Genomic DNA, 22,918 nt, shown 5'->3' on the forward strand with positions numbered 1-22,918 from the left:
TGTCCGACGCGGGCGTCTGCGAGCGGTGGGTCTATGGCCCCTATTTCCGTGTGCCTCATAGCTGGTGCGCGTATCTGCACGCGGAGCTGTGTTGAAGATGGGAGCTGGAAGCACCGAGCTGCACCAGCCCGTGCTTTAAATTTGATGACTTGATCCAGGCCGGCGCGGAATAGATCGTCTTCCCCCTCGTCCCTGGTTTGTTCGGTCGCATCGCTCCCTTCCGCTGCGATCACGGAAGCACCACCGCCGATTCGAGGGAATCTAAGATGAATTTGCAACTTTCGAGACCTCGGCTCTTGAGTCTCGGTCAACCGCTCGGGGTCTTTTTTATGGACGGCTATTGAGCTGATGATTCCGAGCTTGGCATTCGCTTGATCAATCCTGAATAGCTTATCAACGGCCGGCCATTGCAGCGCAAAACGCCCTTCAGGAAGGTCAATGAGCGACCGCTTCCAGCGATATAAGCCTCAGCTTCGACCAAGTCACCCTGCCGCGCCTGCTCGATGAATTCGGCATAGAACGAGACTGTGCTCGCGGGCGCGGCGCCAAGATCTGTTGATGCGAATGCGAACAACGAGAATTCAGCAAGCTTCATAAGACACCCGCTGTCCGCGCTGTCCATCCCGTTCAGGTGTTCTCTTTTAACTCTGAATGCACATCGCACGCGTCCGTCTACCTCGCCACGGAAGTAGAACGGTCCACAGCGGAAATCAAGCATATCTCGCGGCCAGGTACGCCAGCCGGAGAACTCGCCCTTGGTCTCGATAATGAATCTATCAAGACCCACGCCGACGTCTTCACGTCCATTGTTCATAATGCCGGCCTCCTGCATGTAAATTCGACGCAGTTTCACGCCGCTTCAAAGATGCCGCTTTCCGCTGGCTGTCAACGAGCTTTGGCCCTGTAAAAACAGGTAGCTCCCGATCAAGGAATGGCGGCGAGCTTAAACCGTTTTTGGTTCCAGATCGACGCAGCACGGCGATGATTCGCGCTTTTGGGAGCGGGCAATCTCTGAGAAAGCCCTCGTGACATACCTGCCGCGAAGGGATCGGCCATGTCGATGTTTCACAATCTTAGCGGCTTGAGTTGAATGGGACAAAACGAGCCTTTCGCAAGGGGATGCCGAGGCAACCGCAGAGGCGGTCCCGAGCAGGAGCCCTGCTTCTGGTTCGGGATGAACCGAACGATCCCGTGCACACCGGCGCATTTTGGCGTTCTGTACTACTGCTGAATCCCCGAGCACGGGCCATGCTCTTGCGCGCTCGCACTGACCGTTGTACGGCGCAACTCGCTCGCGGCGGCCGCCGCATTCACTAGAGCCGCAGCAAATGATCGTCCACGTGTCAAAGCTGGCTCCTATCAGTAGCTTTCGCGTATGGCACAGATCCGCTCTCCGGCAGCCGCCAGCGCAGATGAAGGTTCTATTCCACTATTCGCATCCCAGGTCGAGTACAACGTCACTGGGTAACGTATGCGCTTCGTTGAGTTTCTGTTACGAATGATCGAACAGCGAGATTGTCCCGCGGGTTACCAAACACCCGGGTTATTCCGGCGCAGCTGGGATGGCACGGCTCGTTGTTTCAGCCCTCTACCCGTACCAAATGGCGGTTCTCATCAGCCGTAACAGCAATCGTGGGCGCATATGTGCCAACGAAATGGAAGGGTGCTCGGCCAAAACCACCGCTTAAGTTACAGTAGGGGTAATTCCGCGAATGAGTGCGTTTGAAGAAGCGCATGGGTCAAACAAGCCCGTTCGAGGCTCGTAGCCGTTGTCCAGTTCCTGACAATGGCTCAAAGCTTGTCGCGTTCAAACACGGACCTGCAGCGGATGCAGGCGCGACTCGTTCGGAGCGTCAGCAACTTAGCGAGCGAGGACAACGCTGGCACGATCGTTGCTGCTAGGATGCTGCAGGCTGAGTTGCGCTGCACCGCAGCCTCAATGGGACGTCTCGTGGCAATGGCGGCGCTCTGGATTTGAGTCGACGATTGCGGACTGTTTTGCCCGAGATGGCACCAGATAGTTTCAATTATGAAAGGACCAGCGATGTCCCCCGAGCTGCTTTACCTATCGAATGCCGATGTCCAAGCCTTGCAGATTTCGCCACGAGAGGCGCGCGACGCAGTTCTTGACGCCTTTCGTGACAATGCGGCTGGCCGTAACATCGGCTTGCCAAAATCAGGCATCAACATCGGTCCGGACTCGTGGTTCCTATCGTTGAGTTCGGCATCCCAAGCCAAAGCTATCGCGACAATGAAAATGGTCGCGGTCGTTCCACTCGAAGGAAATCAAGACAGGTCGAGAGTTAACGGCTTGGTCTGTGTGAGCGATTACAAAACGGGGGTACCGTTGGCAGTTCTCGATGGGAATTCCATCACCTTGATAAGGACTGCGGCGATGTCAGCGGCGGCAGCTGCTTATCTTGCGCCTGAGGCGCCCGCAACCATTGGCTTCGTAGGGTGCGGCTTGCAGGCGGTTAGCCATCTCGACGCCTTCGTCGATCTGTTTCCGTCGCTACGCAGAATCTATCTTTTGAGTCGGAGCGTCCGCTCCGCTGAGAGAGTTGCGATTGCCGCCGCGGAAAAAACGCTCGATCCGAGCATAATGAACGATTCTGATGCGCTGTTGAGTAAAAGCGAGATCGTAGTCTCCACCGTTCCGCGGTCGCCCGAACTGAAATCGTTTCTGAACGCTCGATCGCTGCCGCCTTCCTCATTCGCCGCGGCTGTGGATGGGGGCAGGAGTTGGCGGCCAGAAACGCTCAATGCTTTCGACAGACTTGTCACAGACAGTTTGCAGCAGTCCAAATCGCCGGTGGACGCATCAGAACGACCCGTCGAAGCCGTAAGATATCAGGATGACCTGGTGCATCTTGCTGCCAGTTCCTCGCGGCCTCGTGCGCCAATCAGGGCCTTGTTTGGCTTCCGAGGTTTCGTGATTGCAGATTTGGCGTTAGCGGAATTGGCGATCCGAAAAGCTCGCGCTTCTAACATCGGAACGATTATGCCTCGATGAGACGAAATGCTTGAGCTGGAGCCGCTGCATGACCTGGATACGTCGAGTCTCAATTCGCCAGCCGTTGGGGATAGTGCCGTATCTGCCGAAGGCCAATTGGATAAGTTCGATAGCGTTTAGCTTGCAGCATGCGACCTGGCGGAAATGTTCAGCCGCGATCTCTGGTGCGCGGCTGTCCAATGCGAAGCGTGAGCGGCTTGCCGCGGTGATCGGTGCGTCGGCAGGTATGCCCCCGGATATTCAGTTGACCTGCTCAGGACCTGCTTCACCGGAGGTTATCCGCAATTGTGTGGCGGAACTGTGTGAAGGAGCTGTGCGCGTCACCTTGGATTGGTCGACGCGGTTTACTGGGGCCGCCGTGGTGTACTTGAGAGTTTTGAGGGGATGCAGTTCTCGTAGACGAAGATTGCGTCGGCCGAATGCGGTGAGACCAGACCATGGTATCCGCCCAGCGTCACGAAGCGATGCGGGACGCTGTAATAGCGGCCTCGACATCGACCTGATGATCGATGCTGCCCCATCGGACGCGCCAACCAGCGAAGACGTAAGAGTGCACTGGGCAAGGCCCTGAGCGCCGGCCGGCGATCTCCTGAGCCAGGTGCCGGCGCGTCACCCGCCTGGTCGGCCGCTCCTCGTTCGGCGTCCAGAGCAGGCGGCCGAGCGCTGCTGTAAATGTCGGCGAGGCTGTAGCGGACGCGGTAGCGCAGGGAGCCGAGAAGCCAGCGCTCGATGATCAGCCCCCTGCTCGACCTGCGCTTCGCCCCGCGGGTGACGCGGTAGCACCGGCAGCCTCGACGTGCCGTAATGCGCCACCATCTCAGCGTAGCTGCCTATCATTTTCGGACTTAGAAACACGCTTTGATGCACCGTTGGCACGCCGCCGCCTCGCACGCGTCGCGCATGGCCATTCCCACCTGTCAATCGGCCCTTTAATTGCGGTTTGTTGTCAAGCTACCATTCTTTCTCTCTTTCCAGTGACAAGGTGGTAGCGATTGCTCCGTCGGAGCTGGTCAGGTTTGCGGAGACGGAGCGATCGCGGATGGCGAGACGATTGCCTAGCGGGATTGGCAATCGATGTCGTTGGCGGCTTGAGCGGGGTTGGGTGGATGTCGTAGCTGGGGTCATGGTCCTTTCCGAGGTCGCGAGCGCTCATGATGATGTCCGGATCGGGCGCCTCAACGTTTGCACCGGAGTGCGGGCGAACCGCCACCAGCCGATTGACCGAGGTCACCACGACCACCGTCCCAGCGGGACATCGCCAGACCGGCGGACCGGACCAGGAACTTGCGAGCAAATATCAGATTGGCTTCGGCTGGCCCCAGTCGAACGATGTGCCATCGACCCAGATGCAGTGGAGACTCACGGCGATCTTTCGGGCGATGGCGACCTTTGCCTTCTTCATGCCGATCCACTTGGCGAGCTTCATGCCCCAGGCCTTTAGGGAAGACCACTTTTTGGTTCGATAAAGAAGGACAGTGGCGGCCTCGAACAAGTAAATTCGGAGAAGCCGGTCGCCCCATCGAGATATCTTTCCGTGGGTGTCGGTTTCGCCGGATTGGCTGCACCTCGACGTAAGGCCGAGGTAGGCGCCGACCGTCGAAGCCGATCGAAAGCGCGAGGGGTCATCGATCGTGTGGCGGAACGTTAGGGCCGTCGCGACGCCGACCCCCGGGAACGTCATCAGGCGACGCGTCGTCTCGTCCAGCCGTGCCAATCGGCGGACCTCGTTGTCGAACTTACCTCGTTGTTGACAAACGTTCTCATGGATCGAGAGCAGCGGCGATATCACGCTGAGAAGCAAATGATCAACGCCCAAGAGTTCGCTGACCTGGTTGCGGAACTGTTGGCCGATCGCGCGAGGCAATAGTAATCCACATTCCTTGATCAAGCTGCGAACCTGGTTCTCGATGTCTCGGCGCATGGACACTAGCCGAGATCTGGCGACAAGGATCGCTCGGATCTTCTGGCTTTACTCACTTTTGACTTTGACCTCTCGATACCATCCAACCCGCACCAGTTCGGCAAGGCCTCGCGCATCATTCTGATCGCTCTTTTTCATTCAGACCGACAAAGCTTCGTGCGCATGCCGATCGTCGATGCAGACCACCGGAAGCTCAACCCTGCGGAGTTCATGCCATAGCCAACTCGCCATCGCACGGGTCTCGAAGCCGATACGCTCGGCATGAGGCGCATGTTTGCGAAGCAGGTCCGTCAAGGCACCAGGATTAGACTTGGCTTTTGCTTCGAAGATTACTTGACCAGTCTCGTTGACAACGCACACAGCGGTTTCTCTCTGTGAGACGTCCAGCCCGACGTACTGCTTCATGGGAGCTCCTTCGACTCATTTGATTGCGAGGGCTCGACGATAACGGAGCTTGCCTGCCACGAGCGCCGATCGAAATTACGACATCGTTTGCAACTTTTTGGACGCCGATCCCCCGGCTCAGGCGGCAATATTGGGCTCTGACGCATATTTGATGATTGTGTTTATTTTTATGGCGCGCCAATCAGGCTAGCCTGAAGGAGATCGAGCTTAGCGCGCCGGTAGATCTGCCGAGCTTGAGCTTGGTGATCTGAGCTTCCACTTGGCCGTTGGACCACGGTTGCGTGAAAGCTGCGTGCAGCGCCCTTATCGTTGGCAGTGCCATTCGCGAACGAGGCAATGAGGCTCCGCTTGGAGTCATCTATCCAAGGTTCGAGCTCAATCTCGGCCTTCTTTCGAATCATCGCGTGGAAGCGGCCGACGAGAGCTTTGGCATCGGCCAGCATAGGAACGTTCTGTTCAATAACGGCGACCGTGACGGTCGCGGCCTTGGTCAGGTGGTCGCGCTTCGTCGTCATCAGCTGCGCTATCGTCCTGGCGGCGGGGGCCTTCTGCAATTGTTGACGGCTGATAGTCTCGGCGCGCCGCAGTCGCGTCGCCCATTCGCCACCACACGCGGCGATCCCTTGAAGCCTTGCCCTTGCAAACGGCGCCAGAGTTCGGCGCCGTTGCGACAGCCGCCTTACCACTGCGCGTCCAGGAACGGGAGGTGCCCATCCAGAGTGCTTTGACGGGTGCGGAACATATCCGCACCGCCACCGCGGCTAATTTGGCGAACCAGATTGCGACTATGTCCCTTTGGGGCGGACGATCTCCTTGAGCGGCACACCATCGCTGACGTGAGCCGAAATTGCGGCATGACTGCCTGGCGCCGCAGATAGCCCTGATGGCGCGACGTTTTCGCACAGGTCAGCAGATCCGGATTGATCGTCGTCGCTTCGATTGCGGTTCGGATTGTGCTCATGGAGTGGCGCACCGCATCAAGGAAGGCCGCGCTCGCATTCTCCATCAGATGCCAGCGGTCGGCGACTTGGATGGCGTTTGGTAGCGCCTTGGCTGGTGCCTCACCGTATCCACCACCGCGATCTCGCGACACAATGTTGATCCCTGGGTGCCTCGATAGCCACGCCTGAACGGTCGCAGTTTCCCGGTCGGGCAGTAGGGTAACGATCCGCCGACGCTCCAAATCGCACACGATAGCCCCGGTACCAATAGTTTCTGCGCGACGCCCAGTCGTCGCTGCCCACAACAAGCAATGGATCTGTCGGCATCGCCGTCCGACGGCGGACCACCCGCAGGAAGGTATCGTTGCTGACGGGCAGCATGAGCCGCGTGGCTAAGCTTGCCGCCGGCCGCCGAGCGGCCAACCCCAGGTGATGGACAATGTATTCAAGCCGTGCCGTCCGGCGCCGTCGAAGCGGGACGATGTCCTCTCCGAACCGCTCCGCGAAGATCCGCCGGCGGCAATGCGGCACCTCACATGTGAAGCGCCGCGTGAACAATCGGAGGCGCACCTTTCTGCCCCTTGATGGCAAATCGGTCACATGCCGGATGTAACGGCTATGGATTCGGCGCGATGCTGTCGCGCACAAAGGGCACTGGTGCCTCCGCAGCCTCCGACCGAACAGCCAGAATACCCGAATCCGCTGAATCACTTACGCCATCAAACACAAAACCACTTGGTACAAGCGATGAAATTCGAAAGCCCGTCTGCATGGCGCCGATTCTCCGTTTGAAGAACCACAGACGCCGGCGAACTTCATCAGAAATGAGTCAGAGCCAATATTGCAGACGATGACGTAATTGCGGTCGGCGCCCGCGGCTCGAAAGGTCCGCTATCTTCAAGCCTCCGCAATCTCGCGAATCGGAGGGGACTATGAAGCAATGTTGGGCTGGACGTCTCGCAAAAAGAAACGTCAGTATGCGTGGTCAACGAAGTGGGTCAGGTCTTGTTCGAGGGAAAGGCCAAGTCCGACCCGGGAGCATTGACGGCACTGCTTCGTAAGCGGGCGCCACAGGCGGAGCGCATCGGATTTGAGACCGGGGCGATGGCGAGTTGGCTATGGCATGAACTTCGTAGGCTTGATCTTCCGGTGGTCTGCATCGACGCGCGTCATGCCCACGCGGCTTTGTCCGTACGCATGAACAAGAGCGATCAGAATGATGCTCGAGGTTTGGCGGAACTGGTACGGGTCGGCTGGTATCGAGAAGTCAAAGTCAAGAGCGAGGAGAGTCAGAAGATACGGGCGGTACTCGTCGCAAGATCTCGGCTCGTGGCCATTCGTCGAGATATCGAGAACCAGATCCGCAGTCTAATCAAAGAATACGGCTTGCTGTTCCCACGCGCGATCGGACTGCAGTTTCGCAATCGGGTCCGCGAGCTATTGGGCGAAGATCATCAGCTCCTCGGGGTGATCACGCCGCTTCTGTCGATCCATGAGCAGATCTGCAAGCAGCAAAGCAAGTTCGACGACGAAGTCCGCCAGTTGGCGAAGTCGGACGAGACGACGCGCCGTCTGATGACAGTCCCAGGTGTCGGCGTGGTGACCGCCTTGACCTTCCGCCATACGATCGACGACCCATCGCGCTTCCGATCGGCATCCAGCGTCGGAGCCTATCTGGGTCTTACGCCTCGACGCAACCAGTCCGGCGAAACTGACATTAATGGCAAGATATCACGATGGGGCGACCGCCTTCTTCGAACTTACCTGTACGAGGCCGCGACGGTCCTGCTCTATCGGACGAAGAAATGGTCCTCTCTCAAGGCATGGGGCATGAAGCTCGCCAAGCGGATTGGCATGCGAAAGGCAAAGGTCGCCATCGCGCGCAAAATCGCCATCGTTCTTCACTGTATCTGGGTCGACGGCACATCGTTCGATTGGGGGCAGGCGAAAGAGGCCTGATCCGATTTTGTAAAGCTCCTGGTCCGGTCCGCCGGGCTGGCGATGTCCCGCTGGGACGGTGTTGTGGCGACCTCGTTCATTCGGCTGGCGGCGGCTTGACCGTACTCCGCTGCAGACGTTGAGGCGCCCAACCCGAACATCATCATGAGGCGCTGCGCGACCTCGGAAAGGACCATGACCCCAGCGAAGACGTCAACCGGCCCGGGCGATCCCATGCCTGGCTGACAAATCATGTATCAGCCGCGCTCGCGCCGTCTCCGCAACCCTGACCAGCTCCGACGGCGCGAGCGCTGCCACCTTGCCGTTGGCGAGTTCAGAAATGGAAGCTTGACAACAAACCGCAATTAAAGGGCCGAATGACAAACTGGGCGCTCGTCACCATGCGGCGATGCCAAGCGCCTTGGTCATAAGGATCTCTTAAGGCACATCACCTTCAAGCAGACGTTCACACAATAACAACAGAGGGGGCTTTATCATCTTCAGCCTCCATCTTGTCTGCCATCGATGTTTAGTTAAAGCCGCCGATGTCGGAAATCCGACAAGAGTGCTCATCCATTCCAGTGGCCAAGCTCATCCGAGTAATTGATTCAGCCTCGTCAAGCAGTGCGCGGCCATACTCCGCAGGCGGCACGCGGCTTGCTGGATGAGGAGGAGTCGCGGCAGACGAAGTGGTCGTAGCCGTCCCATGTCAGGAGTTTCCGATGATGATTGGCCGTATGATCCTGATCAATTCAGTTCTGACGCTGATTATGCGTGGTACTCCGCAAGCGACGAGCATCACTGTGGCCGGCGCCACGAACTTCCTCATGCCAGGCAAAGGGATTGCAGCGCTGGTCAGGCAGAAGACCGGCACGACACAATCTTGAGCTTTGGCGCGAGGGGAGCGCCTTTCGGACAGAACAACAATCCGTGTCATGTCAGCTGTTTTGTTCGGCCGACCGCTTTCGCCCGAGCAAACTTGGCGAGAACGGCCTCGCGCTCGAACGCGACTTCATCCATGCCACATGCAGGGTCGTGCTGTGGAGATCGAGTGCTAAATCCGCAAATAGTCCAGAGACGTTCGAGATGCCATTTTTCGCAAGATTGCCGACCTTCATTAGACTCTCGCCTCCTTGTGGCTTAGCCGCGGCGCGCGCAATGACCACGCTCGGCATCCGTGAAACGATGCAGCAGAAGCTGTTCAAATGGGCGAGCATTGCGCAGGCCTATCAATTCGCCAAAACCGCCAAGGCTGAGCTAGATTTCGTCACGCTGCCGAGGCTCACGCATTGCGGGACCGCATCGCGGCGGCTAGTGCCGCAGGAGACTTTTGATCCCCTCCGGCAGCACGCGTTGGAGGCTGGCTCAACGGGTAAACGCACCTTGGTCGATTTTCTCACGGGACCGGAACCCCACGGAGGGATCGCGCGGCGTGGCTGTGCGTGGCAAGCCTGGAATTGACGCATGGAGAACGTTTCAGAGATCTGGGTGTCGGTCAGACTAACAATCGAGCTCGCGAGCATCACGACCGTGATCCTTTTGATACTTGGTACGCCGCTCGCGTGGTGGCTAGCGCGTTCGAAGAGCATGTGGAGCGAGGCAGTGGCGACGATCATCATACTGCCACCAATGCTGCCGCAACCGGTGCTCGGCTTCTATCTGCTGGCCTTGCTCGGCCCGACCGGCCCGGGCGGCCTGCTTGCCTCTCTCTGGGGCGAGCGCACGCTTGCCTTCACCTTCGCAGGGCTCGTTATCGGATCGGTTTTGAGCGCGCTGCCTGTTGTCGTGCAGCCTATCCGCAACGCCTTCACTACCATGGGCGACCGACCGATGGAAGTTGCTGCCACTCTGCGCGCCTCTCCGTCATATGCCTTCCTTACGGTCGCAGTACCTTTGGCACGACCGGCTTTTTTTACCGCCGCCGTGCTTGGCTTTGCGCATACGATCGCCGCATTCGGAGTCGTGCTGATGATTGGCGGGAGCATTCCTGGCCGTACCAAAGTACTGTCCGCCTTTCTCTTCGACTATATCAAAGCATCGCGCTGGCACGAGGCAAGCTGGGTTTCCGGTGGCATGTTGGTGTTTGCCTTTGCCGTCATCCTGATCTTGACCTTAATCGATAAATACCTCGGCCGGAGGAGCACGTGAGGACAGCCACACCGGGCCGGATCGAAGTCGCGTTCAGCGAGAAGCGCGCTCGCTTCCCGCTGAATACGCGTTTCAGCGTACCGGCCAAAGGCGTGACCGGAATTTTTGGGCCACCAGGTTGCGGCAAGACCACTGTGGCGCGCTGCATCGCAGGGCTCGAGCGGTTGTCGACCGGTTTTTGCGTCATCGATGGCGAGGTGTGGCAGGACGAAACGACGTTCCGCGCGCCCCATCTTCGTCCGATTGGCTATGTCTTTAAGGAGCCGAGCCTCTTTCCGCATTTGTCGGTCAGGCGCAACTTGCTTTATGCCCTGCCCAAACGCAAACCAAAGCCCATTGCCTTTGATGAGGTGACCCAATTGCTCGGCATAGTGTCCCTGCTCGACCGCTCGCCAGCGCATCTCTCCGCCCGCGAGCGGCAGAGCGTCGCCATCGGTCGCGCGCTATTATCCCAGCCAAGAGTTCTTCTGATGGACGAACCGCTTGCCACGTTGAATGGCTGCGCTAAGCGTGAGATTTTGCCATGTCTTAAGCGCCTGAATGAAAAGCTCGCCGTGCCGACGATCTACATCAGCCATGACATGGCCGAAATCGAACATCTCGCCGATCACCTCGTGATGATGGAGCGTGGCACGATCACCGCGACCGGGCCATTGCATATCTTGCAGAGTGATCCGGCGCTGCCCCTTGCGGCGGGTCACGAAGCCGCCGTCAGCCTTGATGCCGTGGTCGGCGGCTATGACGGGCGCTACGGGCTACTCATCCTCCGTCTCAAAGGTGCACGCCTTTTGGTGCCGGCAGCGCCGCTTGCACCCGGCGTGCACCAGCGGCTGCGCATCGCAGCGAGCGACGTCAGCGTCTCGCGCGAAGCGCCGCGCTCAAGCACCATCCTGAATGTCTTTCCGGCGCGGATTAAAGCTTATTTTCCGCTCGGCGCGTCCGAGATCACTCTGGTTCTTGCGCTTGGCACCGGTGGCTCAGGTACGAGCATTTTGGCGCGCATCACGCGTTACGCGTTTGATGCGCTACGGCTCAAGGACGGAATGGACGTATTCGCCCAGCTCAAACACGTCTCGCTGGTCTCGGCGTCTGAAGCGCCATCGCAAGCCCCAGAGTTCCCCATGTCAGCAGGAGATGCCGGACAGGCAAGCGTCGCTGCTTAAAATTAGCCAGTAAGGGAATCAAGATCTTGATGGCCAACCTCGCGTGCACCGCCCCCAATTCCGTCGAGGAAATTCTCGGCCGTCTGGAACATGATCTCGATTGCCTACGGACTTAGCTCAGACCCTCGCGCGATCGATCGGGTGTCGCTCTGATCGGCCCAATCTCCAAGAGGAGACGATGCAATGGCGTTCCCCGTCTTCAAGAGCACACTCGTTCGAGTCTTATCTATAATCCCGAAGCTTTACCTGCGACCGTCGGCGGACCTCTCCGGTCGCCTTATCTGGAGCGGTCAAGCTAACCTGCTTACGGATCAGCACTCAACGCTGCTTGTTCAAGCTGCACTTCGACCAACGCGATGGAAGCTGGATGCTGCTTCAAAGGCATGCCGAAGCGCGCATCACGATCACTTTCCGGGTGCGCTCGACACCGGCGCATGCCGCATACCATCGAAGGCGGCTTTTTGCCGCGTTGGTCAAGCGGTCAACGCGAATGTCAGGACGAGCTGAGGCTCCGGGAATTTCATGAAGGAGAATGGATCATCGAGCAGTTTCAGATGGTCCAAGCGGCCTGACGTACACGTCAGTTGAACTGAAACGGTGGCACACCAGGCTCTCCTTTCGATCAGCTGGCCTAACAACGGCAGAGGTCTGGCTTCAGCCAACACTAAGGTTTTCAGCCGACATCTTACCAGAGCGGCCAGGGGCGAGCTCGTAGTTCACGCGCGAGCCCTCAGCTAACGTTTTATACCCCGCTTTTTCAACCGCCGATATATGAACGAAGACGTCAGCACTGCCGTCCTCAGGCCTGATGAATCCGTACCCCTTTTCAGGATTAAACCACTTCACAAAGCCTATCGCCACTTTCACAATCTCCAACAATGCTCAGACTCGAGCTTCTATGAGCGCAGACGGCCGCCGCCGTGACCGGCGGAGCTTAGCGCCGAGCGCCCCAACCATGTCTCCTGCTTCGTCTCGCCTATTGCAAGCTTTGAGCCAGACTTGTGATTTCCACTGGTCGCGCCCCCGACAACCAGACCGGAGGACAGGCGGCCAACCCGTATTCTGTGTGGGGGCGAGGCCGCTCTGCAATAAAGGCCCACCCGGATTGAGGCCAGCATTGTAGTTGCTTCGAGACTCCGAACACCGCCACGGCTATTATCGACGCACTGAGCCTCGTATGGGCGCCGTCGCACGCCTAATACGCATTGCGGGCACAGCGCTGTCGGATCCCATCGGCTCCTGCCGCGCCTGCGGATCAAGAGTCGCGAACATATCAGACTGGTCACGCACGCACCTTAATCCGGAGACTTCATCGTCGAACCGGAAATGCGAGGTCTCACGACTCATATATATTTTCGTTTCGGCGAGATCGCTTCAGGTCGTCGACGTCACCCGAGGTTCTGGAAGACACTGACGAGCGCGGCCATTCACGGGTTCGCAAGATCTGGACCGTTCTCAAGAAAAGGTTAGCCGGTGGACTTGCGGGATTCTGGCGGCTCATCACGAGGTCGCTCCGCCTAAAGGTACGCCGGTGAGTACGGCGACGAGAACAGGAACGCCTAGTCGTTGGCGTCATAGCGGCTCCCGCGTCTAACCTCGCTTCCCCAACGGTGCTCCACAATCGCCGCGCGAGCGCCGGTATCCGTCGAGCGTTGTCAGCCGTCTCGCAGCGGAAGGCTCTACTCCCTTGCGGCCAGGTCTTTGTTGCGGCTCCGAACACGGTGAGTAGCGGGTCGGCCACATCGTTGATAGCCAAATGATAACCAGTGTGATCTCAGCTCGATCGGCCTAGTACTGCGCGTGCCGCTGCCGTTCGATTGCCGTGGAACTCGCGGACTATCGCGCGGCCATAAAGAGTGATTTTCCCACATCAACTGGGCTGTCGTCGATCGCTTCTCCCGCTGAAGAACTTGTCGCGTCTCAAAGGGAACCGCTGTCGACAGGTAGGTCAATACGTCGTTCACTGTCGTTCTCTGGCAGTGTGCATCGCACGGGCAACAACCTGGCGGCCGATCAAGCGCCCGTTGCCCGTAGCGTCAATCGCCAGCCGCGCGGGGCGCCGGAGCGTGCCGATCTAGCCGCGGCTGCTCACCAGCGTTCCATGAGGAGCGCCTGGGCGTGAGCCTGACAGGGCTGTAATGATGGGGACGGCTTGGGTGCTGCCTTTAGGTTCCGACATGGCTGTCATCACCGACAGGGACCTCATGTGATCGATGGCGCTCTGGATGTCGTCGCTAGCTTCGCGCCGGGAATGCGCTGCGTTCTCTTACCAGCCCCGGACTCGGTCAAGGAAGACAAGTTGCCTTCGAGCGTACTCTCTTCTTTGCCGAGAGCCTGATTCCGCACCTGGACCGATTCGAGTGACCGAATTAGTTCGCCGACTCTTTCCTTCCTGGCCTTGATCATCTGGTCTCTTGATTCCTATGCTGATAGCGCTCACTACGCGGCATCCTGTTTGGCTGGGGTATGGGCAGGCTCATTCCGGTCCAGGCCAAGTGCATTGCCCAGCGAGAATGATGAATGAGATACAATGCACCCTCATCCCAGTGGACTCGACGTGTATCGCTCATCGTCAATAGCAAAGGGTATGCCTATTGGCCTGAGCGTAGTCGTTAGAACTTCATATCCCACAGGAACAGAATCATCCCCTCCGGTATGCTCAGGGTTCCGCCCACACACTCCGGAGGAAAAGCTCATCGAAAAATCGCTTGGTAGTGGTTTGCAGGCCAAGCAGACGACGATGGCAACCGCGCAACTTGAGCGCGGGATTGCAGCGAAAACCCCAGATGCCCGGCGTCCAAGAGACCTCGATCGCGCCGAGGACTATTTGCGGTCACAACTCCCTGCCCCGGGGCTGCAACTCCAGCCCTAGTCCTTGCTGTGGACAAGCTCAGGACCTTGCTTGCAGCCTCATTCAGTTTCTCGCCGTAGACATCGGCGCGGGCCTGCTCACGGATCGGGGCCGCGCACCTGTCCTGTTGGTCGCGTGCTGTCGACCGAGCTTGCGATAGATCTTCGTTCTCCGGATCTCCTGGTCCAAGACAATTAGAATTCAGGAGCCACAGTCTTTGATGTCACTGCATGGCTTGAACCCGTGATAGCCACGAAGGGAAATGTTGTAGTAGCGACAGCTAAGCCGAAGATCCCATGGCACATCGCTTGCTTCGCCCATGCAGTTCACCGGGGTCGCCCTAAGCACACGAGTGGGGATAAAATGCTTGGAATTGGAAGTAAGTTGCCGTCGTTCGAAATCACCGGGGTAAAGCCCGGCTTTCACTTGCACGAAGAGAAGGGACAGAGCGCCTTCGAGACGCTGACCGAAAGGAGCTTTCCTGGGAAATGGAAAATCATCTTCTTTTACCCTAAGGATTTCACCTTTGTCTGCCCGACCGAGATCGCGGAGTTCGCCCGCCTGTCCAAGGACTTCGCCGACCGCGATGCGGTCGTGCTGGGCGGCTCGACTGACAACGAGTTCTGCAAGCTTGCCTGGCGGCGCGAGCACAAGGACCTGCACCATCTGCCGATTTGGCAGTTTGCCGACACTGACGGCGCGCTCGTCGACGGTCTTGGCGGCCGCTCGGCCGATGGCGTTGCCCATCGGACGACCTTCATTGTCGATCCTGAGAATACAATCCAGCATGTTTATGCCACCAATCCCAATGTCGGTCGCAGCCCGAAGGACACGTTGCGCGTCTTGGACGCCCTGCAAACTGACGAGCTCTGCCCCTGCAACCGCGAGATCGGCGGCGAGACACTGAAAGTCGCTTGAGGTGATATGATGATCGACCAGTTGAAAGACCGGGTTCCGGATTTCGCTAAGGACGTCAGGCTCAACCTGGCGTCCATGATGGCGGATGAAACATTGTCACCGCAGAGCAAATTCGGCCTGTTGCTGTCGAGCGCGAATCGCGGCCCGCAATCCGGTCGTGACGGCCGCAATGGAATCCGCCGCGGGCGTGGTGATGACGCCGGCGGCGGTCGAAGCGGCGAAATCCGCAGCATCCGTCATGGCGATGAACAACGTCTACTACCGCTTCGTTTATCTCGTCTCCAACCCGGAATACAAGACGATGCCCGCTCGGCTGCGCATGAATTGGCTTGGCAATCCCCGCGTGGACAGAGCCGATTTTGAGCTGTGGGCACTGGCAGTGAGCGCGATTAATGGGTGCGGCGCCTGCATGGACGCCCACGAGAAGACGCTGCGGCAATCCGGCATCAGCTCGGACACAATTCAAACGGCCGTGCGCTTTGCCGCGATCGTGCAGTCAGTCGCGGTTGCGATCGAGGCGGCAGGGCGTGGCACGCCGCAAGCGGCGGAGTAATCCACCCTCCCCGCCCCCTTCGCCTCACCCTCCCGGGGCAGGCTCGGGGTGGGCGCCCATATTCACGAGCTGAGTTCGCCGAGTGTGCCCTTGCATCCGAATATTTGAGCGTCAGTCGAATTTCGGCGTCTGGCGCGCACGCAAGGTGTGGCGAAATGACTCCGCCGTGAGATCTTCTCCGCCTTACCGATAACGCGGAGGCAACCGTAGACCCCTCACCCGAATTTGAATAACACCCCATATCCGCCACGCGGATAGCCCCATTCGATGTCGCCGGTCGGCTCGCCGATGACGCGGCAGGTACCGCACTCCATGCAGCCGTCGACGGTGACCTCGACTTGGCCCTTGTCATTGAGGTCATAGCAGCGCGCGGGGCAGGCTTTCAAAAGCGCAAGGAGCTGCGGCGAGGGCTTGGTATGTGCGCGCACCTTGATGTGGGGCCGTCCGGCGTCCACAAGATAGCGGTTGCAAAACAATTTGTCTTCGACACGCACTGATCGCTCGGCCTTCATAGTCAGCCTCGTTGGTTTCGGGTTCGCTTTTCGAACAATTAGCGCCAAGCGCGGGCGAAGCGGAATGCATCGCCGAACAACCCTATCCAGGATCGCGCATTGACGAAGGATTTCAGCGTCGACTTCTGTTTCTCCGACTTTGGCGTACCGTCAACCCGAAGGTAAGTCTGCATCGCCTTGGAGATGAGTTGGGGGTAGGTCAGAAAGAAGTTTTGCGAGTTGGTATGCATCAGCCTCGGCATGTCCTTGTACTTCTTCATGTCCTTCAAGACGAAGGAGCGATCCAGCATCCGCTTGTAGAGCGCGAGATTTTCCGCGGTCATGCCAAGCCGGCGTGACTTCACCTGGAAGATCGCTTCGGCCGCGATCCGGCCAGACGTCATCGCAAGATTGGATCCCTCGCGATGAATGGCGTTGTTGAGCTGCGCCGCATCCCCGACAACGACCCAACCGTCTCCATAGAGCTGCGGAATGGCCTTGTAGCCGCCCTCAGGAATGAGGTGCGCGGAATATTCCTTGACCTCCGACCCCTCGATCAGGGGCGCGACCGACGGGTGGCGCTTGAAACGATCGAGCAGCTCGTAGGGCGTCTTTCCGGTGCGCTGAAAGTCTGCGACAAGACACCCGATACCGAGCGAAATGCATTCATTATTGGCGTAGATGAAGCCCATTCCCGTCATGCCGCCGGAAATGGTGCCCGCAGCTTCGATCACAACGCCTTCGTCGCCGTTCAGATTGAAGCGCGCTTCGATAGTCTCGCGCGGCAAAAAGTGCATTTCCTTCACCGCGAGGGCCACCTTGTTAGGTTTCGGTCGCTCCCGCAGGCGCGCACGCGTGCCGAGCAGGCCGTTCACGCCCTCGGCCAGCACCACGACATCTGCGTGGATCTCACCGTCCTGGCGATCTGTGCGAACACCGATGACTCGGCCATAGGCATCCTGCGCAAGATCGGTGACGGTGGTCTCGCACAGCACGGTCGCGCCTGCCTCGCGCACTTTTGAGGAGAACCATCGATCGAACTGGGCCCGGATAATCGTGTACCGGTTAGCCCGCTCCTCATTGAAATCCTCTGAGCGGTAATGCAGCCCGACATGAGAGCGATCATCCATGATCCAGAACCGTTGTTCGACCAGATGTCGCTCAAGCGGTGCGTCCTCCCGGAACTCCGGGATCAGCTTTTCCAGCATGTCGGCATAGAGTATTGCGCCCTGAACGTTCTTCGATCCGGCATATTCGCCGCGCTCGAGCTGCAGCACCTTCATGCCCTTCTTGGCCATAGTCAGTGCGGCCGCGTTGCCCGCCATGCCGGCGCCGACAACAATTGCATCGAACCTTTCCTCGATCATGATAGCCTCCTTTAGCTCGCAATCCGGTCGCGCGAATGTGGCGAGAGCCGCGCACGAAACGCGTCCGTCAGCGCCGGCAACAGATGCATGGCGTCACTGACGATGGCGATGTGGGCAAAGTCGAAGATCGGCGCGTTCTTGTCAGTATTGATGGCGACGATCAGATCGGCGCCCTCCACCCCAACCCGATGCTGGATCGCGCCGGAAACGCCTGCGGCGATATAGAGCTTTGGCCTGATCGTCTTGCCCGTCTGGCCGATCTGTCGGTCATAGGTGACCCATCCCTTTTGCACGAGGGGCCGGGAACAACCGTACTCGGCACCGAGCACGCCGGCGAGCTGGCGCACAAGCTGAAAGTTTTCCTGAGAACCGAGCCCAAGCCCACCGGCGACCACGACGTCGGCGTACGCAAGATTGGATTTGGCCGAATCGCGGTCGGGGATGAACGACAGCACTTTGGTCACGATATCGTCTTCCACCAGGCCGAGCGGATGCAGGATGATGCGGCCGGGATCGCGCGCGACACGCTCCGGCATCGGCATCACGCGCGGGCGGACGGTTGCCATCTGTGGCCGGTAATTCAGCGTATAGATCGTGCAGAGCAGCGACCCGCCAAAGGTCGGACGGGTGGCTGCAAGCGATCCATCCGCGTCAACGTCAAGGTCGGTGCAATCGGCGGTGAGCCCTGTCAGGACGGTAGTGGCGACGGAGCCGGCAAGATCGCGGCCGAGCGTTGTTGCCCCTAACAGCAGAATCTCTGGCTTGTAGATCTCCACGAGATCGGACAACGCTTTGGTGTAGGACTCGTTACGATAATCTCCGAGCACATTGTCGGCCACGAGATAAGTCAAGTCGGCGCCGTAGCAGAAGGCTTCGAGCGCGGCGTTGCGTGTGGCCTCGCCCTCAGGGCCGACGACAACAGCCGCAAGCTTGACCTTCAGCCTGTCGGCAAGTTTGCGGCCCGCCCCCATAAGCTCCCATGAGACGGGATGGACCTGCCCGCGCTCCTGCTCGACGAACACCCAGACATGTTTGTAGGCTTTGAACCGGTCCGGCAACTGCTTCTTCGTTGCTGCGCGGCCCGCTGCGGCTGATGTGGGAGCCTTGATGACGTTGCTCATGGTTTTGCATTCTCCTTCCGATCCACGCGCCTGCGCGATACGATTGGGCTCTGGCTTTGACTGTCGGTTGAACGTGGCCCTGATGGGCGCGTTCGCCGGTTGCTCGCGGTTCACACCCAAGGCCTTCTTTGCGGAGGACGGTATTCTCGGCGTTCCGCATCAGAAGCTGCGGACGCGGAGATCGAGACCGACGGTTCTGGCGAGGTGGTTGAGCTGCAATAAACAGAACTACGTTGCGATCCAGGGGCCGACCTGGGCCATGTCGCCGTCAATGGCCGACTTGCCAATGAAGACGACTGCGGTCCCACCAGATAGCTCCCCGGTCTTCGAGATCGCAGTCGTGCGCGCGTACGTCGTGGGTAGCGTCGAGCCATCGACAAAGGAGCATTCGGTAAACAGCACCGCAGCTTCGGCACCCAAAGTGAGCACCTTCCGCAGTCAGGGCTCAGGTGAATACGGTCCCATAGCGTGCACGGTGATCTCGCCGGCGGGCTCGTCACTGAACTGGGGGACGCCTCTGCGGCTACGGCTTCGCGGCGGTTTGTCGGCACACCCCGCTGCACAATCGTGTTTAACAGGAACCGCGCGCGGATTTTCGCTAGGTCGGGGACCTGTTTGATGCAGACGACGCTATGCATGCGCTTCTCCCGGACAAGCTCGATTCGTTGTTGAGCGGACTTAGGTGCAGAGCAGCAAGTGTCATACCAACTGAGAACACCGCGAGGTCATGGACCAAAGGAATGAATTGGGCGCAGTTGCCAACTTGGTTCTTGGCATCGGGGACAACAGGGCCGCGACATACGTCGGAAACGCGACAGGGCCGTCTCCCGCGTCCGTCCACAGACTCGACTGGACGAAGAGGCACACGCCGAGGCGCGCCGCAGCTATTTGCTCTGAGGCGGACGGCATTCAAGAGAAGGCTATTTCAACGTACTTAGCGGCACGAAAGCGGCCGGCTTCTTGGGCTCCGCGACCGCATCTTTCAGGACCTTGAAGAGCCGCTGGTCGATCGGCGAAGACGCCACGAAATCTGCATAGGCCTGCTCCAGCATCGCCTTGCAGCGCGCAGCGACCTCCGCTTCCGCTGAACCGGCGAATTCCTCCTTGGCGAGATGTTGCCCCATGCGTTTTAGGATATGCAGGCGCGCGACATTGACGATCCTGGGATCGTAGTCGACGCCAAGCAGCGCAAAGATCTCCTCAGCCGAGGAGGCCTTGTTGAGCCGGTCGAGGATGCTAGCCCTCCGGGGTATATTGCTCATCGTCATAGTCCCTGGATTGGCGCGTCCGTCTCGGTCGAGATCCGGCAGCGCCTGGTTGGTTCGTGGAAACGGCCGTTTCACGCGGCCCTGCTGGAGAGATGGCCAGACAGCTTATGTCCTCGGACTTCAACGCGATCTCCGAGAGCTTCGGCCGCGCTCCGGTTGATTTGGTGGCGGGCCAAGTGAAACCCGAGAGTTCACTCACGTGCGATCGGAATAGCATTGGCAAACATCGCGCCAGATCGCTGCCACCGTCTCGCGCGCGACCAGCCGCTTGTGCTCGATGGCGTATTTTCGCACCCGTGACAGGATATGTCTGCTCTGCTCAGTGGTGGCGGCGAGTTGCAATTCCCCGAGCAGCCTGGTGATGGCCGAGAGCCCGGAATGCTTGCCAATCACGATCCGGTTGGAGCGACCAAGCAAATGCGGATCGAGCGCTTGATAGGTGCGTTCGTCCTTCAACAGCCCATCGACATGAATGCCGGATTCGTGCGTGAACACGTGCTCCCCGACGATTGCCTTGTTGAGAGGAATCGCACGTGTGGCCGCGGCCGCGACCAGCGCGGCGACGTCTATGAGCTCCGGCAGCACGATGCCGGTGTCACGCCCGTAGAGCTGTTTGAGTGCGACCGCAACTTCCTCGAGTGGCGCATTGCCGGCCCGTTCGCCAAGGCCGATGACCGTGACGGACGCGTGGCTCGCGCCGCCCCTGATGGCAGCGAGCGTGTTGGCGGTCGCGAGCCCAAGGTCGTCATGGCCGTGAAATTCGAGCTCGAGATCGGTTGTCGCGCGCAAGCGCGCGATCAGCGCATAGGCCGAATCCGGGTCGAGCACGCTGAGCGTATCGGCGATCCGAAACCGCCGCGCGCCCGCAGCTTTCGCGGTTGCGATGAGACTGATGAGAAAGTCGACATCGGCGCGGGAGGAGTCCTCGCCTCCGACGGCGACATCAAGCCCTCGCTCGCGGGCGTAACCCACCACCCGCTTCACCTGCTGCAAAGCCTGGTCGCGATTCCCGCCAAGTTTGGCCGCGATCTGTACGTCTGAAGCAGGGATAGAAACATTGACCATCGACACCTTGGCCTCGATGGCCGCGTCAACATCGGCCTCACGCATGCGGCACCACGCAATAGGAGTGAGCGGCAGCCCCTCCTCGACAATGGCGCGGATGGCCGCGATCTCGTCAGGGCCCATGGCGGGGGTTCCGGCCTCAATTTCCGTGATGCCGGCCCGCGCCAGCGCATGCGCGATGGCCACCTTTTCCGCTGCGGTGAACGCAACACCAGGCGCCTGCTCGCCATCGCGCAGCGTGGTGTCATTGAGCACGGTCCGCTGGTTCCTGACCAACTCGGGCCATGATGGCTTGGCAGCGATGGCTTTGGCGTCGATCAACGAAGCCTCCTGATTGTGCTTGGCACGGACTGCTTTGGCAAACCGCATGCCACGCCCGCAGGATCCAAACTATTGAAGATCCATCATTTCTCGCCCGCCGTCGGATGTCGCCAGGACGACAGTGTCGCAAAACGGACGCGCCAGTTTAGCTCTCACCATTGTGCGTCCTGGATCAGCTCGGGTTACGGCGAGGATCGACTGTCAGGCCGACGCGTCAGGGTTCATCGGTTCGCTAAACCTAGGCACATCGCGTCAGGAGATTGGCTTCGGTCATAGTGACAAGGACGCCGTCGCCGTAAACAACGTGCCGGATGCGGGGTGGTTGGTGTCGAAATCGGTTGTGAGACATCAGGCTTCATCCAAACGCAACAGGACCGCTTGCACGACTGATCCACAATCTTATGGACGCCGGCCTCCCGGCACCGGGACCTGGAGTTGAGCAATCTCGCCCCAACACAAGCCGCAGCGACCTCCCCTGTCAGCGCCGGCAAGGCACAGGTCCCTTCAGACCCCAAGGCTTGCGGCTTGGGCGCAAGCTGCCCTTGAGCAGAAGAGCGTCCCGCTGGTTCGCCCGTAATCCGCTGCGCCAGATTTGGCCGCATCACCTGCACGTCCTCGACCAACTGCGCGGCCGTCGGCCGGCAGTTGCGCCAAAGAACCATCTATCGGGCGGCGGGAATACGGGTCAGCTGCCGCCCGCGACCGGAGCGGCCGGCGCCAACAGAACGTGACGCCGACGCTCGGCCATACGGCTCTCACCGCTTTCATCGCCAAAGCAGTGATTGAAGTCCTTGCACTCTGTGCACACCGGCGTCGTGCACAAGATAAGGCCCTCGTCCTCGCATAGCGTGCGATAAAAGAAGCGCTTCCAGCGCATGTTGTTGACGTTGCGCCCGGCGAGCGGCCCGAAATGGCGGCTGAGGAGACGGGACAGTTCATCACGATTGCGCAATCCGAGATCTGCCCACAGATGATTCGGCTCCATGACGCGGCGCGCGATCATCGCGGCCAGCCAATGGCCGGTGTCCCCTTCCGTCGATCGTCGCGCGCGCAAGAGATCACGCACCATTATGACCTCGTCGTTGTCGTTCTGCTCGAAATCCCGCGGCAACTCCTCCTCTTTGATCCGAACCGACGGAAAGCGTTGCTTGAGCAACGCCGCCAGCTCATCACTGGACAGGCCGACCTTCTCGGACAAAAGACCACCATCCATCGCGCCGGCCGCCAGAATGGACGCCAGCACGTGGCGGTCGAAACCGTTGTCATTGCTGATGTCGGCATCTGCGGGGTGCCTCCCGGTGAGGAGGCGATAGCTGGCAATTCCTGCACCTGTCTGGACGCTCCCATCGTTCGTCTCGACAACCATAACAGGATAGAACTGCTCTTCGAACATGGGCGTTCGCTACTCTTTCCACATTGGTCAAAGTCTGCATC

18 protein-coding genes and 3 pseudogenes are annotated in these 22,918 nt (G+C 59.3%); 9 read left to right on the forward strand and 12 right to left on the reverse strand.

What is annotated here, in order from left to right:
- Window positions 1–337: 337 nt before the first annotated feature.
- On the reverse strand, window positions 338–853 hold the full coding sequence (locus ACP2YP_RS34340; protein ID WP_426420687.1) for a PaaI family thioesterase: 516 nt from the start codon (window positions 851–853) through the stop codon (window positions 338–340).
- Window positions 854–2,044: 1,191 nt separating this feature from the next.
- Here ACP2YP_RS34340 and ACP2YP_RS34345 point away from each other — a divergent pair.
- Window positions 2,045–3,013, forward strand: coding sequence for a hypothetical protein (locus tag ACP2YP_RS34345; protein WP_426420689.1), 969 nt, complete (start codon window positions 2,045–2,047; stop codon window positions 3,011–3,013).
- 1,297 nt (window positions 3,014–4,310) lie between these two features.
- On the opposite strand, the pseudogene ACP2YP_RS34350 reads toward ACP2YP_RS34345, so the two are convergent.
- Together ACP2YP_RS34350 and ACP2YP_RS34355 are read right to left on the reverse strand one after the other, a co-directional pair.
- Window positions 4,311–5,339: pseudogene (locus ACP2YP_RS34350) on the reverse strand (IS110 family transposase).
- 167 nt (window positions 5,340–5,506) lie between these two features.
- Window positions 5,507–7,052, reverse strand: a pseudogene (locus tag ACP2YP_RS34355) (ISL3 family transposase).
- 176 nt (window positions 7,053–7,228) lie between these two features.
- On the opposite strand from ACP2YP_RS34355, the gene ACP2YP_RS34360 reads away from it, so the two are divergent.
- Complete coding sequence (locus tag ACP2YP_RS34360) at window positions 7,229–8,239, forward strand: IS110 family transposase (RefSeq protein ID WP_426426368.1); 1,011 nt, start codon at window positions 7,229–7,231, stop codon at window positions 8,237–8,239.
- 701 nt (window positions 8,240–8,940) lie between these two features.
- Window positions 8,941–9,105, forward strand: coding sequence for a hypothetical protein (locus ACP2YP_RS34365; protein ID WP_426420691.1), 165 nt, complete (start codon window positions 8,941–8,943; stop codon window positions 9,103–9,105).
- A 51-nt stretch (window positions 9,106–9,156) separates the two neighbouring features.
- Here ACP2YP_RS34365 and ACP2YP_RS34370 read toward each other — a convergent pair whose 3' ends face one another.
- Window positions 9,157–9,336: a hypothetical protein gene (locus ACP2YP_RS34370; RefSeq protein ID WP_426420693.1), complete on the reverse strand. Its 180-nt coding sequence runs from the start codon at window positions 9,334–9,336 to the stop codon at window positions 9,157–9,159.
- 40 nt (window positions 9,337–9,376) lie between these two features.
- Here ACP2YP_RS34370 and ACP2YP_RS34375 point away from each other — a divergent pair, with 40 nt between their 5' ends.
- From ACP2YP_RS34375 to ACP2YP_RS34390, 4 genes are all read left to right on the forward strand, one after another.
- Window positions 9,377–9,679, forward strand: a complete 303-nt coding sequence (locus ACP2YP_RS34375) for a hypothetical protein (protein ID WP_426420695.1) — start codon at window positions 9,377–9,379, stop codon at window positions 9,677–9,679.
- A 3-nt stretch (window positions 9,680–9,682) separates the two neighbouring features.
- Window positions 9,683–10,366, forward strand: a complete 684-nt coding sequence (gene modB, locus ACP2YP_RS34380) for a molybdate ABC transporter permease subunit (protein ID WP_426420697.1) — start codon at window positions 9,683–9,685, stop codon at window positions 10,364–10,366.
- Window positions 10,363–11,529: a molybdenum ABC transporter ATP-binding protein gene (gene modC, locus ACP2YP_RS34385; protein ID WP_426420699.1), complete on the forward strand. Its 1,167-nt coding sequence runs from the start codon at window positions 10,363–10,365 to the stop codon at window positions 11,527–11,529. The genes modB and modC overlap by 4 nt, the downstream gene beginning before the upstream one ends.
- Window positions 11,530–11,963: 434 nt before the next feature.
- The gene (locus ACP2YP_RS34390; protein ID WP_426420701.1) at window positions 11,964–12,101 is read left to right on the forward strand and encodes a hypothetical protein; all 138 of its coding nucleotides are present in this window, start codon (window positions 11,964–11,966) and stop codon (window positions 12,099–12,101) included.
- A gap of 82 nt (window positions 12,102–12,183) precedes the next feature.
- On the opposite strand, the gene ACP2YP_RS34395 is transcribed toward ACP2YP_RS34390, so the two are convergent.
- Window positions 12,184–12,390 (reverse strand): cold-shock protein, encoded by a 207-nt coding sequence (locus tag ACP2YP_RS34395; protein WP_426426369.1) that lies wholly within the window; start codon window positions 12,388–12,390, stop codon window positions 12,184–12,186.
- 2,353 nt (window positions 12,391–14,743) lie between these two features.
- Here ACP2YP_RS34395 and ACP2YP_RS34400 point away from each other — a divergent pair.
- Window positions 14,744–15,298 carry a peroxiredoxin gene (locus tag ACP2YP_RS34400; protein WP_426426370.1) on the forward strand — a complete coding sequence of 185 codons (555 nt, stop codon included), beginning with the start codon at window positions 14,744–14,746 and terminating at the stop codon, window positions 15,296–15,298.
- Between the two features lie 6 nt (window positions 15,299–15,304).
- Window positions 15,305–15,851: pseudogene (locus ACP2YP_RS34405) on the forward strand (carboxymuconolactone decarboxylase family protein).
- Between the two features lie 215 nt (window positions 15,852–16,066).
- Here the strand turns inward: ACP2YP_RS34405 and ACP2YP_RS34410 are convergent.
- The 7 genes from ACP2YP_RS34410 to ACP2YP_RS34440 form a co-directional block, all read right to left on the reverse strand.
- Window positions 16,067–16,363 carry a ferredoxin family protein gene (locus ACP2YP_RS34410; RefSeq protein WP_426420703.1) on the reverse strand — a complete coding sequence of 99 codons (297 nt, stop codon included), beginning with the start codon at window positions 16,361–16,363 and terminating at the stop codon, window positions 16,067–16,069.
- Between the two features lie 38 nt (window positions 16,364–16,401).
- The gene (locus ACP2YP_RS34415) at window positions 16,402–17,709 is read right to left on the reverse strand and encodes an FAD-dependent oxidoreductase (RefSeq protein ID WP_426420705.1); all 1,308 of its coding nucleotides are present in this window, start codon (window positions 17,707–17,709) and stop codon (window positions 16,402–16,404) included.
- An 11-nt stretch (window positions 17,710–17,720) separates the two neighbouring features.
- On the reverse strand, window positions 17,721–18,830 hold the full coding sequence (locus tag ACP2YP_RS34420) for an electron transfer flavoprotein subunit alpha/FixB family protein (protein ID WP_426420707.1): 1,110 nt from the start codon (window positions 18,828–18,830) through the stop codon (window positions 17,721–17,723).
- A gap of 228 nt (window positions 18,831–19,058) precedes the next feature.
- Window positions 19,059–19,250 (reverse strand): hypothetical protein, encoded by a 192-nt coding sequence (locus ACP2YP_RS34425; RefSeq protein WP_426420709.1) that lies wholly within the window; start codon window positions 19,248–19,250, stop codon window positions 19,059–19,061.
- Window positions 19,251–19,750: 500 nt separating this feature from the next.
- The gene (nifW, locus tag ACP2YP_RS34430; protein ID WP_426420711.1) at window positions 19,751–20,092 is read right to left on the reverse strand and encodes a nitrogenase stabilizing/protective protein NifW; all 342 of its coding nucleotides are present in this window, start codon (window positions 20,090–20,092) and stop codon (window positions 19,751–19,753) included.
- 201 nt (window positions 20,093–20,293) lie between these two features.
- On the reverse strand, window positions 20,294–21,466 hold the full coding sequence (nifV, locus tag ACP2YP_RS34435; protein WP_426426371.1) for a homocitrate synthase: 1,173 nt from the start codon (window positions 21,464–21,466) through the stop codon (window positions 20,294–20,296).
- A 703-nt stretch (window positions 21,467–22,169) separates the two neighbouring features.
- Window positions 22,170–22,850 carry a nitrogen fixation protein NifQ gene (locus tag ACP2YP_RS34440; RefSeq protein ID WP_426426372.1) on the reverse strand — a complete coding sequence of 227 codons (681 nt, stop codon included), beginning with the start codon at window positions 22,848–22,850 and terminating at the stop codon, window positions 22,170–22,172.
- Window positions 22,851–22,918: the final 68 nt, after the last annotated feature.

Source organism: Bradyrhizobium genosp. A, assembly GCF_049949275.1.
GTDB lineage: Bacteria > Pseudomonadota > Alphaproteobacteria > Rhizobiales > Xanthobacteraceae > Bradyrhizobium.

What these genes read in the sequence shown, in the direction of transcription:
- ACP2YP_RS34345 (WP_426420689.1), top strand. Translation starts at nt 2,045, where the DNA reads ATGTCCCCCGAGCTGCTTTACCTATCGAATGCCGATGTCCAAGCCTTG.
- ACP2YP_RS34365 (WP_426420691.1), top strand. Translation starts at nt 8,941, where the DNA reads ATGATGATTGGCCGTATGATCCTGATCAATTCAGTTCTGACGCTGATT.
- ACP2YP_RS34370 (WP_426420693.1), bottom strand. Translation starts at nt 9,336, where the DNA reads ATGAAGGTCGGCAATCTTGCGAAAAATGGCATCTCGAACGTCTCTGGA.
- ACP2YP_RS34375 (WP_426420695.1), top strand. Translation starts at nt 9,377, where the DNA reads ATGACCACGCTCGGCATCCGTGAAACGATGCAGCAGAAGCTGTTCAAA.
- modB (WP_426420697.1), top strand. Translation starts at nt 9,683, where the DNA reads ATGGAGAACGTTTCAGAGATCTGGGTGTCGGTCAGACTAACAATCGAG.
- ACP2YP_RS34390 (WP_426420701.1), top strand. Translation starts at nt 11,964, where the DNA reads ATGCCGCATACCATCGAAGGCGGCTTTTTGCCGCGTTGGTCAAGCGGT.
- ACP2YP_RS34400 (WP_426426370.1), top strand. Translation starts at nt 14,744, where the DNA reads ATGCTTGGAATTGGAAGTAAGTTGCCGTCGTTCGAAATCACCGGGGTA.
- ACP2YP_RS34410 (WP_426420703.1), bottom strand. Translation starts at nt 16,363, where the DNA reads ATGAAGGCCGAGCGATCAGTGCGTGTCGAAGACAAATTGTTTTGCAAC.
- ACP2YP_RS34415 (WP_426420705.1), bottom strand. Translation starts at nt 17,709, where the DNA reads ATGATCGAGGAAAGGTTCGATGCAATTGTTGTCGGCGCCGGCATGGCG.
- ACP2YP_RS34420 (WP_426420707.1), bottom strand. Translation starts at nt 18,830, where the DNA reads ATGAGCAACGTCATCAAGGCTCCCACATCAGCCGCAGCGGGCCGCGCA.
- nifW (WP_426420711.1), bottom strand. Translation starts at nt 20,092, where the DNA reads ATGAGCAATATACCCCGGAGGGCTAGCATCCTCGACCGGCTCAACAAG.
- ACP2YP_RS34440 (WP_426426372.1), bottom strand. Translation starts at nt 22,850, where the DNA reads ATGGTTGTCGAGACGAACGATGGGAGCGTCCAGACAGGTGCAGGAATT.